Origin of the sequence: Paludibaculum fermentans (assembly GCF_015277775.1) — a bacterium.
GTDB classification, from domain to species: Bacteria; Acidobacteriota; Terriglobia; order Bryobacterales; family Bryobacteraceae; genus Paludibaculum; species Paludibaculum fermentans.
This window is the reverse complement of record NZ_CP063849.1, coordinates 4,546,523-4,561,129: the sequence shown is the minus strand read 5'-3', so window position 1 is coordinate 4,561,129 and position 14,607 is coordinate 4,546,523. Positions and strand designations below refer to the sequence as shown.

Here is a 14,607-nt window from a genome sequence, read left to right as displayed (position 1 = left end):
GGCTCGATCATTTTGCCTCCGCACCGGATCCCAGGCTGGCGAGAAGTTCGTCGAGTTGGTCGAGCGCCTCGGGCAGCGCGTTCGTCGAACCGGTGTCAACCGCTTCGCTCGAAGGATAGAGATCGTGCACCACCACCAGCGTCTTGCCGTCGTTCTCTTCGAAGGTCACCGTGGTGATGGTCTGGCCGCTGTCCCCTTCATCGTTCGTCCAAACGAGGCGCGAGTGCGGTGTCACTTCGAGGTATGTGCCGAAGAACTCCATCGTCGAACCTTCGTGGGGAAAGACCAGACGATACTGCCCCCCAACGCGAACATCCATCTCGCAGGAAAGCAGGGTCAGCCCAAACGATTTTGGGACCCACCACCTCTTGAATAGTTCCGCCTTGGTCCACGCCTCGAACACGAGGCGCGCAGGGGCGTTGACAGTGCGTGTGACGACGAGTTCGAGCTCGGACTTCCGCTCCACCGCCGTGCGGTTGTTCATGGGAGTGGCCTCATTTTCTCTTCTTTCGTCCATTTGCTTTCTCCTTCTGTTTCAACTCCTCGACAACCAGGTCCAACTCGTCGAAGCGCTCGGCCCAGAGTTGGCGATACCTCTCGATCCATGCCGCTTCTTCTTCCAGTCCGCGCAGCCCGAGCTTGCAGGTCCGCACGCGCCCAACCTTCTCTGTGCTGACGAACCCGGCTCGCTCCAAGACGCCTACATGTTTCTTCATGCCCGTAAGGGTCATGTGGAACCTCTCGGCCAGGGCTGTGATCGAAGCGTCCGCACGCCCGAGTTGTTCCAGAACGCCGCGTCGGGTGGCGTCCGAGAGCGCACCGAACGAGGCATCGAACTGGGTTTGGCTATACTGAGCCATTCGGTTCAGTATACAGTAAGGGTGACGGAATGCAATGGGAGACTGAACTAGATGCGCTGCGCCGGGCTCCGATCAAGACGGCAAATGTCGAACTCAACCGGCGTAGGAGGGGTTTGGGATGGGGAGCCTGGCGCCTGTTTCCTGAAGCCTTCGATCGAGCCTGGCGGCTAAGGACTGTACCTGTGCGGGGTATTGCGAGGCGACATCGTGTGCTTCGCCGGCATCACGGGCCAGATGGTATAGCTCCTGTTTCGAGCTCTCATAGAAGCGGATGAGTTTCCAGGCGCCGTCACGAATGGCGCTGTACGGAGTGGTGTGCTGGTAGTGGGGGAAGTGCCAGTAGAGCGGGCCGCGCGGTCGAGAGGCGCGTCCGTGGAGGAGGGGCACCAGGCTCACGCCGTCGATGGCGCGATCGCCGGGCAGCGGAACACCCGCCGCCTCGCAAATGGTGGGCATCCAATCGACACCGGTCACCGGTTCGTGCGAGATGGCGCGCGTTGGGGTATGGCCCGGCGAGCGCACGATGGCGGGTACGCGGATGCCGTCTTCATACGGCCAACATTTGCCGGCGCGCAGCGGATCGTTCGAAGTGTAGTAGTCCTGAGGATGTTCGTTCGCGACGGCATCGACGCCGCCATTGTCGGAGGTGAAGATCACCAGGGTGTCATCGGCGAGGCCCTGCGCGTTGAGTTCGGCTGGCATCTGACCGAAGTCGCTCTTGGAGGCATTGAGTTACCAGGAGCCGGTGAAATTAGGTGCTGCGGCGGCACAGGGAGTGGTGATGAACGCCAGGATGAGGCCGGTAAGTAGTGTACGTGTGCGCATGCCGGTTCCTCGTTGCGGACTCGGCTATGGCCTGAGGGACGGATCAGGCTGCAGATAGCGCATTGATATTGGGGGCCGGGGTCAAACTGTCGAAAGTGGGTGGGGCAGTTGGGGCCGCTTAGCCGTGGCCGAATGGGTTTGTTCCGCCACGGAGGAAGGATTGAGCTGCCGAGATGGCCGACTTAGCAGTTGTGGCCGAGGCAGCGGTGGGCGTTCGAAATGGGTTTGTTCAGCCAAGAATTGGCACCGAGCGATCTTTCGAAGACTCCGGGCGCCCGGGTCTTGCGGTGGGTGGTTTATTTTTCAAAGATCCAGTTTTCGACAGAGGTACTAAGCCCCTGACGAGAGTCTGCCGGCATTCATTTTTCCGCCACGCGTAAAAGGATCGCACGTGCTCGCAAGAGATTTCAGGTTGTAAGTACTGAATGACTTGAAAAGAAAGCAGATATATCGCGTGGAGCCCATGTGGCCGCCGTTTGTTCGCGTGGGGCTTTCGCCCTGGTCCGGCGCAATCCGAGGCCGGCGGCTGAATTGGCGCGGGTTGACGGGCCTTTGCTCCTTGCGCGAATCCCTCGGGCCTGGCAACCTGCGACAGAAGCCGCGCGGCCAGCGGGAATTCTGCCATAGGCTGCCCTGCAATGGATGTCGGGACGTCCTGCTGTGTCCTCCTCGCATTTTTGAACGAGGGATTCAGGATGGTTGATTCCTGCATCTTGTCGACTTCTGGCGCACCTCCGTCTTTCGGGCCCCTTTCAGAGGCCGGCCACGACCACGAATGCCCATGGCGGAGTGAGTACCTACAGTTATTGGACGAACTCCACGGCTGTGGCCACGGACGCCGGATCTCAGGTGACGGATTTCGACGGCTTCGGCCGAACAGTCCAATCTCGAGCCGGTTCCCCGAGTGCGACCTTGTCGATTACGGATATGCAGTACGCGCCCTGCGCCTGCTCGCCGATCGGCAAGCTGAAGCGAGTATCCCGGCCCTACGCCGTGGGCGGCACGCCGAAGTACACCGAGTACACGTATGACGGCCGCGGTCGGACGGTGACGGTGGCACTCCCGGATAGTGCAGGGCAGACCACTTACCTGTACGAAGGGAATACAGTGAAGGTGACGTCGCCGGGACGCGACGTGAACCGGCCGATCTGGAAAAAGTACACGATGGACGCCTTGGGGAACCTGGTGTAGGTGAACGAGTCGAATCCGGCCGGTGGTGCGGATCTGGTCACCACATACACCTACAACCTGTTCAATCAACCGTTGACCGTCACGATGACGCGGGGCACAACGACGCAGACCCGGACATTCACCTACAACACCCCGTTCCTGTTGACGAGCGTGGCGGAGCCGGAGACCGGCACCGCAACCTACACATACTGGACCGATGGACAGATCCGGACCAAGACCGATGCCAAGGGAAATGTCACCACTTATGTGCGCGACGGCTATGGACGGCCGAGCACCATCTATCGCAAGCCCGCAGGGGCAACGGTGGACGACCCCACCCAAACGACGACCTACGGCTACGATACCGGTGTGAATGCCCAGGGCCGATTGAGCAGCGTTGTTGTCGGAGCGGCGACGGAAACTTACGAGTACTCGGTAGGCGGGCTGGTTACAAGGAAGGGCGTGGCCTTCCCGAACAACGATGCGCCATTGGAGGCGGTGTACACCTATGACACCCTGGGCCGGATGACTTCGATGAAGTACCCGGATGTCTATAACGGCAATGGGGCCGTGGCCGAGGTGGGCCGGACGCTCGGGTATCAGTATGTCGATCCGATGGGTCCGCAGAAGTTGACGGATTCCACGTATGCGTCGCCGGGCTGGCGCGTGACGGCGCAGCGGAACTCGGCTGGGCAGTTGACGCAGATGGTGGTGTATCAGGCGAACGGGACGTCCGAGACAGAAACGTTTACATACAATTCATTGGGCCAGTTGACGCAGGCGTCGGGCCGGGGTTCGAACATCGAGTACCGCTACTCGGCAACGGGCAACGATGGCCGAATTACGTCGAGAAAAGACAATATCAGCGGCGACGAGGTTTCATACACCTACGATCAACTCGGAAGGCTGATTGCGGCAGCAACCACCGGGCCAGAGTGGGGGCTGACTTGGGCCTATGACGGTTTCGGCAATCGCTTGCGGCAGGAAGTGACGAAGGGTGGACGCGCGGCTGTGTACAGCGTGGACCCGGCGACCAACCGGCTCAATGGCGGCGGGGCTACCTACGATCCGAACGGCAGCATTGAGTCTTTCGGGACGGGTGCGGGCACGGCGGCTTACGACGTGGACAACCGCATGGTGTCGATGTCGCTGGATGCGAACAATGTCGAGAGGTATGCGTACTCGGCGGCGAATCAACGGATCCAGGTCACGCGGTCGAATGGAACGGTAGAGACCTTCTTCTATGGCTTGGCCGGCGAACTGCTCGGTGTGTACCAGCGAGGGACGAAGGCGAACGGGCACAAGTACTTTTCGTCGGCGTCGATTCGGGTGTGGTTCGCGGGGCGGCTGATCAGCAGCGGAGCGAACTCAGTGGTGACGGACCGGCTCGGCAGTGTCGTCAAGGATGGGAGTGAGGCGCTGAGGTACTATCCCTATGGGGATCAGAATCCGGGAAGCACAACAGAAAACCGGGAGAAGTTCGCAACTTACACTCGTGATGGGTTCAGTGGTTTGGATTATGCCCAGAATCGGTATTACTCACCGCAGTTTGGGCGGTTTACGACGGCAGATCCATTCTCGGACAGCGCGGACTATTCGAGACCGCAGGGTATGAACCGGTATAACTACGTCGAGAGTGATCCGGCGAATGGTGTGGATCCCACCGGCCTCTTGGCTGCACCATTGGCTGAGCCTCCGCCAGGGTGGCCTACTATTAAGTGGTATGCATATCTTGAGCGTATAACGACGACTATTCTCGCCCAATGCACTGTGAGCACTACGTTGGTTACCATCAACCAACACTGCAAAGACCTGTTCAACTCGACACTTATCCCGGCTTCCGGTCCGGGTCCGCAACAAACGTTATATAATGCTCTCGAGAATTCCACTAAGGCAACATGGTTTTATGAAGCAGAAGGCCCTGAAGGGTGCCTTACGCTCGCAGAAGCTACAGGACTAGCATCCGCTGGTAGCATGACGGTACATGATTGGGCAATAAGATCCTATCAAGCTGGAGATATTGCAATAACGATGAACTACAGAAAATCCACAGACGATCCGTTTGAATCCATTCCACATGTGGTGTTATTTAGTGGCTACTTCGAGTTGAGCACGGTGGCACGGGGGCTTGTACTTCTCTATGAGCTCTTGCACGTTGTACATGGCACGCACGATCAAATAATTAGTGCTCTTCAGATACCTGACAGTTATATTAAGGACACTGGGCCTTCAATCGGAATCACCAATTAGCTGGAGAAAGGCTGCCAATGAATCGAGCATACCTCATCGCTGGTCTCATACTAATCGGCTACGCTCACGGCATGAGTTCTCCCACGCTCGATCCGGAAGTTATCTTCCGACATGTCAGTTGTTGTCGCAACGACTTCACCCTGCGCAGCATCCTGCGGGCGGTGCCGCTTAGTGGGCGCACTACCGCGAATACTCGATTCACGGTTGTGACAGAAAATGAACCCAAAGCGGAATTCGGTGGGTTTGATATATCTTGGGAGGCCTACAAGCGTGTGGCACTCAAAGAACGGGCTGAAGGAGCAGGCATCGCCTATATATTGGAGTCGCCGACCGGCGCGGGTGCGATGCTCTGGGGCCCCGCTAAAAAGGAGGTGGAACAAAAGGTCCTGAGAGGGCAAAATCCATTTTTCGTCCCTCCGGCAGTCTCCCTGCTGTTCGTAGGCCCTGACTGGAAACCGGAAAGAAAAGAGATCGTCGCGTGGGCTTGGACGCAAGAGCCTTTGAATCTGGACGCAGCTCGGAATATTCTCAAGAACGTGAGGCAACACCTCGGTGTTCACTCCGTTGGGTTGTATATTGCAGATTCTCCCTACCTGTGGACAGCCTATGGGTTTCCTCTATTAGTTCCAGCTTTTGGATTCTTCCCCCCTGACGAGATGACGAAGGCTCGCAAGCCGGTGATTTTCTGGTGCGAGTGGAAACATGGCACGCAGAGGCCGATCTGCGCGAAGTACATCGAATAACGAGAACGGAGAACGGGAAAAGGGGGGATGTGGACGTCCTGGCCTGTCTCTTGCGTATTTGGATGAGAAAAAATCATCCTGCAGCGTACTGATTGATCGGCATGCCTCGGTCTGCTCGATTCATTGCGCCAGGCGTCGCGCATCACATTAGGCAACGTGGTATCGACCGGCAGTCAGCGTTCCATTCCCGCCGTGACCGGCTGACCTACCTGAGCTGATTAAGGGAACAGGCGGCCATCAGCAACCTCCCGATTCTGGCTTATTGCCTGATGGCCAATCAGATACACCTGATTGCCGTGCCGCACGAGGTGCCGGTCCGAGCAGCCTGTGGCGGAAGTCGCGCAGCCGCGTTCGCACCGCCGCCGGCACCAGAATGGCAGCTTAAGTGCAATTTCGAAGCCGCTCCGAAGAAAGTCGCCTTTTTCTGGGAGGATGGGGGCGGCGGAGCGAACCCAAAGGGCGACAAGGGGTTGCGGCCCATGGCAGTGTCGAGCCGGCCTCCGAGTGGCCGGCACTAGTTCGGCCGGCTCTTCGCGCCCTGGGCTCGCAAGCCCTTGCCGCGCGGCTGGCGGGACTTCCGCCAAAGACTGCTACCCGAAGTCATGCAGCGAGTGCACGGCCGGTACGCACAGTATTTGAACGCTCGCCGGGGTCGTTGTGGGCACCTTTGGCAGAACCGTTTCAATTCCTGTCCGTTGGGCGCATCGCATCTATGGGCGGCGTTGCGCTATGTGGAATTGAACCCGATCCGGGCCGGACTGGTGACAGACCCTCGGAGCTATGAATGGTCCAGCGCCGAGGCTCATCTATCGGGGGAAGATCGGGCGCGGATTGCGGACCTGTCGTTCTGGCGCGCGGCGGGTGCCGCTCCGGCTTGGGCGCGCCTGTTGAATGAGCCGGAAGTGGATATCGAGCTTAAAGCGCTACGCCGTGCGACACACTCTGGTCAGCCGTTTGGGGATCAGGCGTTTACGAAGGAAATGCACGCGCAACGGGCTGAGCTTTGGGCAAAGGTGGCCGGAGAGTTGGCTCCAGCGAGGGAGGTCGAGGTACTGAGAGCCAGAGGGTGAATGGGACGGAGCCAGTGTGATCGGGAGGGGTCGCTTCGAGTAGAATGCTGGATTGTATGGTCTGGAAAGATATATAGGAAAATCGAGAGGGACAGGACGTCCCCTTTCCGGGGTGAAAATGCGTACATGGCTTGGATTGCTCGGATACTTGGTTCTGAATGCGACTGCGGCGTATTGCGGAGTCCGGTATCTTCAGGCTTCTTTTGCGTACAGTTCAATTCTTGGAGTTGCATCTGAGGCTCACCGCGTAAACCGCACCCATTCGGTAGCGTTGGCCTATTGCATCTTATCTATCTTGCTGGCTGTTGGCTCGGCATTTGTGGCTTCGAAAGCACTTGCTTTCAACCTCGATGCGACATCTGCGGGTCGGATGGCTCGGCTAGCTGGCGTAGTATTGGTGTCTCTCTTCCTTGTTGCTGGCATGTCGATCACCTGGATCTATCTTTGGCAATGAGTTGTAGATGATGAGCCGCAAAGCAGCAGCCTGTTTGGTCGCAATGGTGCGACCTTCCCTTGTCCTGCTGCGGTTCATGTTTGGCCCAATATTGACTCTTGCCTTCTCTGGAATCAATAACCGCATCGCGCGCAAAGATGAGGACTGTTTGCTGCAAGATGTTCAGGGCTCGCTTTCGTTCCTGTTTGAGGAGTATGGGGGGCGTGTTATTCCCAGTGACGATGTGCCATTTCCGCCGGGATTCGACTATGCATTTGTCACGGTGAGCCTTGGCGGTTTCCTATTGCGGTTTGTTCGTGGTCGAGGAGAGTTGGGGGTATGTCTTGCACCGGAGTTCGCACGGTCCGATTGGCAAGAGTTGCCAATCGTGCTCAACGTAATAATGAAGAAGGACGGGACTCAGCCTGGAGAGATCCAAGATCTGTGGGATGTCGCTCGGGAACTGCGGCCCCATATGAGAGACTTGATTGCACTCTTCTCTCCCCTGCAGTTCACCGCGCTGAAGTGCAAATTGGAGGACGAGGTCTACGCGCCCGCGAGAACTGCCACTGAAAAGATGGAGTCCAGAATAAACCGTAGACTATACGGACGATAGATCGCCCGCCTGCAGGGCGTGTTCGGCACTCAGCCTGTGACCTACTATGTCGGCAGTGTTGTGCATGCGATCCATGGCGGGCTCCAGCAAGCGGCACTGGGCAACGGGGTGACAGAGAGCACGGTGTACAACGCCCGGTTGCAGCCGACGCCGATCCAGGCAGGGTTGGGGATTCTCCTCGTAACCGATTACCGTTCTCCACTGATTCCGATCGACATTCTCGGCTGAAAGCGATCAGCGTTCTCCTGCGAAAGCGATCAGTGTTCTCCTGTCAAAGCGATCACTTCCTGGTACTCGTGGCCAAAGGTGATCGGCGCGTGAGGATGCTGATCGGTTGTTGAGTAGAATGTTGGGACGGCGCGAAAGCGGCGCTGGACGAACCGCGAGGGCTACCATGAGCCGCCCGGGAGGGCGAAATCAGGTTGCCCAGACAGAGGAAGTCCATGCGCAAGATCAGAGAGACTCTTCGGCTCCATTTCGAGCAGAAGCTCGGCCAGCGGAAAATTGTCCGCAGTGCAAACGTCAGCCAGAGCACCGTGCACGAGTACCTGGCACGGATGCAGGCGGCCGGTTTGGGATGGCCGCTGGGAGAAGGCTGGGATGAAGAGCGGCTGGAGGAGGCACTATTCCCTCCGGACCAGACGGCGGAGAAGCTCCCGTCGCGTCCGCTGCCGGACCGTGCGGAGTTGGGGCGGCAGCGCCAGCGGCATCGCGACTTGACGCTGGAATTGCCGTGGGAAGAGTACCGACAGCAGCAACCGGACGGTTTCGGCCACCGACGCCGCAGGCCAGCCAGGATGCCTCCGACGTGTTCGCTGCGCTCGACACCGAGCCGCTGGTGGGGCGGAGACTCCACTGATTGGGGTTGTGGCCGGACAGAGATATCTGGAAAGCACGAGTCCGCCACCAACAGGTTTGAGTTGCTGTCCGAAGGACGTCCTGCTGCCGCGTCACACCATGAACGCGCCGCCGTTGATCTCGATGGTCTGGCCGATGATGTTGCGGGCGGCATTCGAGCACAGGAACAGCGCCACTTCCGCCATGTCCTCGTTTGTCGAGAGGCGGCCTTGCGGCGTCATCCTCACTACGCCGTCGAGGATCTCGCGGGTGGAGAAGCGGGCGTGGAAGTCGTTGTCCACGGTGCCCGGGCTGATGGCGTTGACACGGATGCCCGCTGGCGCCAGTTCCTTGGCCAGGCCCTTGGTCATGGCGGCTACGGCCGCCTTCGACGCTGAGTAGATGGTGGCGCCAGGGCCGCCGCCATTGCGCGCCGCGATGGAGCTGACGTTCACAATCACGCCCGAGCCCCGGGCGATCATGCCCGGCGCGATCGCCTGGGTGATGAACCAGACACTTTTGGCGTTGAGATCCATCACCTGGTTGTAGGTGGCGAGGTCCATGTCCTCCAACTTGGCGCGTTTCTGCAGTGAGCCGGCGTTGTTGATGAGGAAATCGATGTGGCCTGAGTACGGCTTGAGAGTCTCAATGAACGCCGTGATGCCGGCTTCATTGGCCAGCTCGCCGTGCAACAGAACGGCCTTCGCCCCGGCGGCTTCCACGGCCTTGGCCGTTACCTTGGCGCCCTCAGTTCCGCTGGCGTAGTGCACCAGAACCTGCGCGCAGCCGGCCTGCGCCAGCGCGATCGCGGTGGCCGCGCCAATCCCCCGGGATGCGCCGGTCACCAGCGCCGTCTTGCCTTGAAACTCTTGAGCCATGCCTTATTCTTCCACTAACGCGAAGGGGCGCAAGGGGGAACCTGTCGCACCGACGATTTTCAGCGGAGCTGCGATGAAGGCGAATTCCGTCACTTTCTGCTGGGCCAGTTGTTCCAGGTTCAGGCACTCGATGAGATGGATGCCGCTTTCCACCAGCAGGTGCATGTGGACCTCCATGCGCGGAGAGGGGATGCGCTCAACGGCCACATTGTCGGCGCCCACGGCAAAGACGTGTTGCGATGACAGCCAGTGCGCCGCTTCCAGCGTGATGCCGGGCTGGCGCTGCTCGTTCACAAAGGCCCGGGCGTTGGTCCAATGGCGGCCCCAGCCAGTGCGGATCAGGACGACGTCGCCGGGTTCAATAGGGCATCGGACGGCCTGTTCCAACTCGGGTACGCCAATCGACTCGTCCTCGGCCAGTTCGCGGTCACCGGCGACATCCAGCAGGACGCCGCGGCGCACGACGGGCGGAACGAGGTCGATGCCGACTTCGCGCGAGGATTTACCCTGATAGAACAGACCGTTGCACGAGAAGTGTCCGAGTCCGTCGATGTGCGTGCCGACGTGTGTGCCCAGGGCGATCAGCTCGGCCGCGGCCGAGACGCCGCCGGGCAGGACGTAGTCGCCGTGCTCCTTCGTCATCGCCATCGCGAAGGGCGGATGCGTGGGCCAGTGCGGCATGCCCACAAACCAGGTTTGCGCCAGATCAATGACTCGCGCCTGCCTGAGCTGCTCCAGTAACTGCTTCATGACTCCCCATCTCCGGCAGGAAGTAGAACGAGATGCCGAGGATGATGTACACCGCCAAGAGCATCGCGCCTTCCAGCCAATTGGACTCTCCGTCACTGGCGATTTCGCCGACGATCACCACGGACAGTACCACAGCCAGAACCTCGGCAGGAGAGAAGACGAGGTCCATGGGACGGGGACCGATGAACTGGCTGGCCAGAACCAGGATGGGGGCGACGAAGAGCGCCACCTGGATGCTGGACCCGATGGCGATGGACAGGCTGAGGTCCATGCGGTTCTTCAGGGCCATCAGGATTGCGGTGGAGTGTTCGGCCGCGTTGCCGATGATGGCTACCACGATAACGCCGACGAAGACGCTGGTCATGCCGAAAGTGTGGGCGGCCTGTTCGACGCTGCCCACCAGAATTTCGCTCATCCAGGCGATGAAGGCGGTGGCCACGGCCAGCACGGTCACGGATTTGGTGACGCTCCAGCCTGGGTGGTGGTCGTGCCGGGATTCCGTCTCTTCACTGGTCGGCAGACCTTTGAAGAGCTGCTTGTGGGTGACGAGCGAAAAGATCAGGTGGCCGGTATAGATGAGCAGCAGGACGACACTGATTTCGACGCTGAGGCCGCCTTCCTTGGCGATGCCCTTGGCTCCGGCCAGATGGTGAAACATGGCGGGGACCACCAGCGAGATGCCCGCGAGGGTCAGCAGGGTGGATTGGGTGCGCGCCGCCGTTGCCTGGAAGCGCTGCACGCGGTATTTGAGGCCGCCGGCGAAGGTCGAGGCGCCGGCTACAAGTAGAATGTTGCCGATGATCGAACCCGTCAGGGACGCCTTGACGACGTCGTGCAGCCCCTTTTGCAGGGCGGCCAGGGCGATGATGAGCTCGGCCGCATTGCCGAAGGTAGCGTTCAGGAGCCCGCCCACGCCTTCGCCCGTGTGCGCCGCGAGATGCTCTGTTGCATGGCCCAGCCAGCCCGCCAGGGGCAGGATGGCAAGACACGCACACACGAAAATGGTGACGTGATCCGTGGGACGCAGATACTCCAGCGCCACGGTCACTGGCACGAATACCAGAAACCAATCCAACGAAAATCTGATCTTCATCCCTTGCGCGCCGCCCTCTTCCTGGATTTCACCTGTTGCACCGGCCTCTCGTCCGCCGCCCACCGGCCCAGCCGGTATTTTCGCTCATAGCCGGAGGTCAGGTTCGAGATTCGCACAAGTACGGCGCCGCTTGCGTCGGCCGTGTATTGTTCTTCGATCACCTGTGGCGCTTCGCCGTCGCGATGGGTCACCGGAACACTGGCCAGATCGTCGAATTCCGCCAGCGACGGATCGAAGGGGAAGCGGATCTCGTCCCAGGCGGTGACGTCGCCCGTGGGCTCGGCTTGCGGTCCACGGCTGGAGCATTCCAGATACCGAAAATGACCTACGTTGTGAACGGGGGAGTAGCGGCGCACGCGCTCCAGCGGCGGTTCACTGGGGCCGGGCAGCTCCAGGCCGCGCTCGAACAGGGGGTCGAAGAGCATTACGCGTCCGGCTTCGCTTTCGCGCCAGACTCCGAAGAAGCGCGTGAACCGCTCGCGCAACTGATAGGTCGACTGCGCGTCGGCCTGGATCGCGAGACCAATGGCTGTGGCGGACCGCGTATAGGCGGAGCGCTTGACCCGCCGGCCGAACTCCTCGCGGAGCTGCCGGCCGATCAAGGGCAGCTCGCTGGCTCCGCCGGTGATGTATAGAGAAACCGACTCGCCTTCGGGTACGCGCTGCAGCAGGTCCTGTGTGGCGTGCAGCGTCTCCTGGACCAGCGGCTGGCAGCGGTCGAAAAACTCGTTCACGGGGACGGCCACTTGGGGCCAACCCTCGCGCACGCTGTCGAGGTCGACGATGAGGCGGCGTGTGTTGGGGTGCAGCGATTCTTTCTTCTCGCGGCACTCTTCCAGCAGCAGGAACTCTTCGTGGCCGCTCAGTTCCGACAGCGCGTAGCCGGCCTTTTCCAGCGCCAGTTCGGCCAGGATCTCGTCGAAGTCGTCGCCACCCAGCGTCGGGATGCCTTCGGTGGCGGCCACGGTGTGGCTGCGGTCCTCTTTCAGGACGAGCGAGACATCGAAGGTGCCCCCGCCGAGATCGTAGACGAGGACGCGCTCGGGCGCTTTGGAGTCATCCGCCGCCAGCCGGTGTGCGTATTCGATGCTGGCGGCCGAGGGTTCGTTGAGCAGCCCGGCGACGGTGAAGCCGGCCTGGCGGAAGCCTTCGGCGGTGAGGAAACGCTGGTTGGAGTTGGCGTTGGCGGGTACGCCGAGCATGACTTCGAGCGGCTCGCCGTCGAGGATGGGGAGGGACGAATGGTGGAGCAGCTGTTCGCGCACATAGCCGAGCAGCTCCGCCAGCAACTGGCGCATGGGCAAATGGTGCGTGCCGAGGTCGATGCGGGTCTCGGGACCGGCGTCGGCCAGGACGCGTTTGATGCTGCGGATGAGCAGGACCCCGTTCGTGCCTTGAGCCGCCCAGGCGTCCCAGCCGTAAAGCCGGGTCTCGCCGCTCACCGCGATGAGGGGCGGAATCCACTCGCGCGAGGCGCCGTCCGGGCATTCGAAGGCGGCTACGGGGTAGTTGCCCCGGTCTACTGCCGCTACCACGATTCGCGTCGTGCCGAAATCGATGCCGAGCCGCATGTGGAATTAGATTAGCGCGTCCGGCGGCAAGATTGACGCGAGATCGCGGTTCACCGCCTCTTCGTCGCCGCTCCGGTAGTGGTCCAGAATTTCGGAATCGACCAGCGCATACCAGAGCTTCCTGCGCTCCTGAAAGTCGGGCACCGTTTCGGCCAGGCGGCCGCGCAGGCGCCGCGCCAGCTTGAGGAATTCGGCGTACTCCGGACCGAGTTCGCGCTCCAGCTTCTCGCGGATGCGGACGGCCAGGGCGGGGCAGGCGCCGCCGGTGGAGATCGCGATGACGAGTTCGCCCTGGCGGACGACACTGGCAAAGGTGAACCGGCAATGTGGCGGATCGTCGACGCAGCAGACCAGGATGCCGCGGCGCTCGGCCTCGGCGAAGATCTCGGGGTTTCTGGAACGGTCCGGTCCGGCGGAGATCACCGCAAAACAACTGTCCAGATCCGCGGAATCGTACTCTGCCCGGCGGTGCAGCACGGCTCCGGCGCGAGCCAGGGCCGCGGATTTCTCATCCGCTTCGCGGCCCGAGCCGAGCACGAGGCACTTCTTGCCTTCGACGTCCAGAATGATCGGATAGCCCTCGGCCATCCTTCGATTGTCCCTCAACCGCCCGGTTACCATGAGGGAATGCGAGTGATAGCGCTGGAATCCCGACGGGCGCGTGAGATGGAAGAGCTGCTGCGGCGCCAGGGGTTCGAGCCGTTTGTGGCTCCCTCTGTGCGCGAAGTGGGGCTGGAGGCCAACCCGACGGCTGTCGTTTTCGGGGAATCGCTGATTCGAAACGAGTTCGAGGCCGTGATCTGCCTCACCGGGGTGGGGGTCCGCCAGTTGTTCACGCTGTTGAAGTCGCGATTCGACGAGACGGAGCTCCTCGGCGCGCTGAAGCGGACGACCACGATCGCACGCGGACCAAAGCCGTCGGCCGCCCTGCGCGAACTGGGCGTACAGCCTACCGCGATTGCTCCGGATCCGGCCACCTATCGCGAAGTCCTGGCGATTCTGGCGAGTCGACTGGAGCGGCGCGTGGCGGTGCAGGAGTATGGCCGGCCGGACCAGCGGCTGCTGGGCGGCCTGGCCGAGCTCGGCTGCCAGGTGACGCAGGTGCCGGTTTACCAATGGGCGCTGCCGGAGGACATTAAACCCCTGCAGGAAGCCGCGCGGCGCATTGCGGCCGGTGATGCGGAGGCGGTGCTGTTCACGTCGTCGGTGCAACTCGATCATTTGCAGCAGATAGCGGCGGAGCTCGGCGTGGATGTGCTGGCCGGACTGGCGAAGCTGAAGATCGCCTCCATCGGCCCGACCATGACCGAAGCGCTGCGCGCCGCCGGGCTGGAACCGGCCGTGGAACCTTCCACTTCCAAGCTGGGCTTTTTGATTCATGAATTTACCGCATTCATGAAAAAAGCTTAATTGGAACCGTATAAGCCCGCTGATTGCCCCAGATCAGCAATTTCGATTGGACTGAAAACTCGAACCCCGAGTACAGTTAGGCCATAACCTCCTCGTTGGAG

General features: G+C 60.8%; 14 protein-coding genes. 6 read left to right on the top strand and 8 right to left on the bottom strand.

The window, feature by feature from the left end; all coding sequences use genetic code 11:
- Positions 1 to 7: 7 nt before the first annotated feature.
- The 3 genes from IRI77_RS17880 to IRI77_RS17870 all read right to left on the bottom strand — a co-directional run bounded on the left by IRI77_RS17880 (position 8) and on the right by IRI77_RS17870 (position 1,562).
- Positions 8 to 484: an SRPBCC family protein gene (locus IRI77_RS17880; RefSeq protein WP_194453391.1), complete on the bottom strand. Its 477-nt coding sequence runs from the start codon at positions 482 to 484 to the stop codon at positions 8 to 10.
- Between the two features lie 10 nt (positions 485 to 494).
- On the bottom strand, positions 495 to 860 hold the full coding sequence (locus IRI77_RS17875) for an ArsR/SmtB family transcription factor (RefSeq protein ID WP_194453390.1): 366 nt from the start codon (positions 858 to 860) through the stop codon (positions 495 to 497).
- Positions 861 to 953: 93 nt separating this feature from the next.
- Positions 954 to 1,562, bottom strand: coding sequence for a sulfatase/phosphatase domain-containing protein (locus IRI77_RS17870; protein ID WP_194453389.1), 609 nt, complete (start codon positions 1,560 to 1,562; stop codon positions 954 to 956).
- Between the two features lie 912 nt (positions 1,563 to 2,474).
- Between IRI77_RS17870 and IRI77_RS17865 the strand changes: the two genes are divergently transcribed.
- From IRI77_RS17865 to IRI77_RS17845, 5 genes are all read left to right on the top strand, one after another.
- Complete coding sequence (locus tag IRI77_RS17865) at positions 2,475 to 2,876, top strand: hypothetical protein (protein WP_194453388.1); 402 nt, start codon at positions 2,475 to 2,477, stop codon at positions 2,874 to 2,876.
- Positions 2,877 to 5,105 (top strand): RHS repeat-associated core domain-containing protein, encoded by a 2,229-nt coding sequence (locus IRI77_RS17860; protein ID WP_194453387.1) that lies wholly within the window; start codon positions 2,877 to 2,879, stop codon positions 5,103 to 5,105.
- Positions 5,106 to 5,122: 17 nt separating this feature from the next.
- Positions 5,123 to 5,848, top strand: coding sequence for a hypothetical protein (locus IRI77_RS17855; RefSeq protein WP_194453386.1), 726 nt, complete (start codon positions 5,123 to 5,125; stop codon positions 5,846 to 5,848).
- Positions 5,849 to 7,379: 1,531 nt separating this feature from the next.
- A complete protein-coding gene (locus IRI77_RS17850) occupies positions 7,380 to 7,967 on the top strand; it encodes a hypothetical protein (RefSeq protein WP_194453385.1) in 588 nt (195 codons plus the stop codon).
- A gap of 18 nt (positions 7,968 to 7,985) precedes the next feature.
- Entirely contained in the window at positions 7,986 to 8,195 is a 210-nt protein-coding gene (locus IRI77_RS17845) for a hypothetical protein (RefSeq protein WP_194453384.1), read from the top strand.
- A 722-nt stretch (positions 8,196 to 8,917) separates the two neighbouring features.
- Here IRI77_RS17845 and IRI77_RS17840 read toward each other — a convergent pair.
- The 5 genes from IRI77_RS17840 to IRI77_RS17820 are packed head-to-tail and all read right to left on the bottom strand — an operon-like array spanning position 8,918 to position 13,684.
- On the bottom strand, positions 8,918 to 9,682 hold the full coding sequence (locus IRI77_RS17840) for an SDR family NAD(P)-dependent oxidoreductase (RefSeq protein ID WP_194453383.1): 765 nt from the start codon (positions 9,680 to 9,682) through the stop codon (positions 8,918 to 8,920).
- Between the two features lie 3 nt (positions 9,683 to 9,685).
- Positions 9,686 to 10,432 (bottom strand): cyclase family protein, encoded by a 747-nt coding sequence (locus IRI77_RS17835; RefSeq protein WP_194453382.1) that lies wholly within the window; start codon positions 10,430 to 10,432, stop codon positions 9,686 to 9,688.
- The gene (cax, locus tag IRI77_RS17830) at positions 10,389 to 11,525 is read right to left on the bottom strand and encodes a calcium/proton exchanger (protein WP_194453381.1); all 1,137 of its coding nucleotides are present in this window, start codon (positions 11,523 to 11,525) and stop codon (positions 10,389 to 10,391) included. The genes IRI77_RS17835 and cax overlap by 44 nt, the downstream gene beginning before the upstream one ends.
- Positions 11,522 to 13,096, bottom strand: coding sequence for an Hsp70 family protein (locus IRI77_RS17825; RefSeq protein WP_194453380.1), 1,575 nt, complete (start codon positions 13,094 to 13,096; stop codon positions 11,522 to 11,524). Before IRI77_RS17825 ends, cax begins: the two co-directional genes overlap by 4 nt.
- Before the next feature lie 6 nt (positions 13,097 to 13,102).
- Positions 13,103 to 13,684, bottom strand: coding sequence for a precorrin-2 dehydrogenase/sirohydrochlorin ferrochelatase family protein (locus tag IRI77_RS17820; protein ID WP_194453379.1), 582 nt, complete (start codon positions 13,682 to 13,684; stop codon positions 13,103 to 13,105).
- A 39-nt stretch (positions 13,685 to 13,723) separates the two neighbouring features.
- On the opposite strand from IRI77_RS17820, the gene IRI77_RS17815 reads away from it, so the two are divergent.
- Positions 13,724 to 14,506, top strand: a complete 783-nt coding sequence (locus IRI77_RS17815) for a uroporphyrinogen-III synthase (protein ID WP_228486796.1) — start codon at positions 13,724 to 13,726, stop codon at positions 14,504 to 14,506.
- Positions 14,507 to 14,607 lie beyond the last annotated feature (101 nt).

Bases quoted from the DNA above. Each gene is read 5' to 3' on its own strand.
- IRI77_RS17835 (WP_194453382.1), bottom strand. From the start codon at position 10,432: ATGAAGCAGTTACTGGAGCAGCTCAGGCAGGCGCGAGTCATTGATCTG.
- cax (WP_194453381.1), bottom strand. From the start codon at position 11,525: ATGAAGATCAGATTTTCGTTGGATTGGTTTCTGGTATTCGTGCCAGTG.
- IRI77_RS17820 (WP_194453379.1), bottom strand. From the start codon at position 13,684: ATGGCCGAGGGCTATCCGATCATTCTGGACGTCGAAGGCAAGAAGTGC.
- IRI77_RS17870 (WP_194453389.1), bottom strand. From the start codon at position 1,562: ATGCCAGCCGAACTCAACGCGCAGGGCCTCGCCGATGACACCCTGGTG.
- IRI77_RS17875 (WP_194453390.1), bottom strand. From the start codon at position 860: ATGGCTCAGTATAGCCAAACCCAGTTCGATGCCTCGTTCGGTGCGCTC.
- IRI77_RS17850 (WP_194453385.1), top strand. From the start codon at position 7,380: ATGATGAGCCGCAAAGCAGCAGCCTGTTTGGTCGCAATGGTGCGACCT.
- IRI77_RS17840 (WP_194453383.1), bottom strand. From the start codon at position 9,682: ATGGCTCAAGAGTTTCAAGGCAAGACGGCGCTGGTGACCGGCGCATCC.
- IRI77_RS17855 (WP_194453386.1), top strand. From the start codon at position 5,123: ATGAATCGAGCATACCTCATCGCTGGTCTCATACTAATCGGCTACGCT.
- IRI77_RS17815 (WP_228486796.1), top strand. From the start codon at position 13,724: ATGCGAGTGATAGCGCTGGAATCCCGACGGGCGCGTGAGATGGAAGAG.
- IRI77_RS17825 (WP_194453380.1), bottom strand. From the start codon at position 13,096: ATGCGGCTCGGCATCGATTTCGGCACGACGCGAATCGTGGTAGCGGCA.
- IRI77_RS17880 (WP_194453391.1), bottom strand. From the start codon at position 484: ATGAACAACCGCACGGCGGTGGAGCGGAAGTCCGAGCTCGAACTCGTC.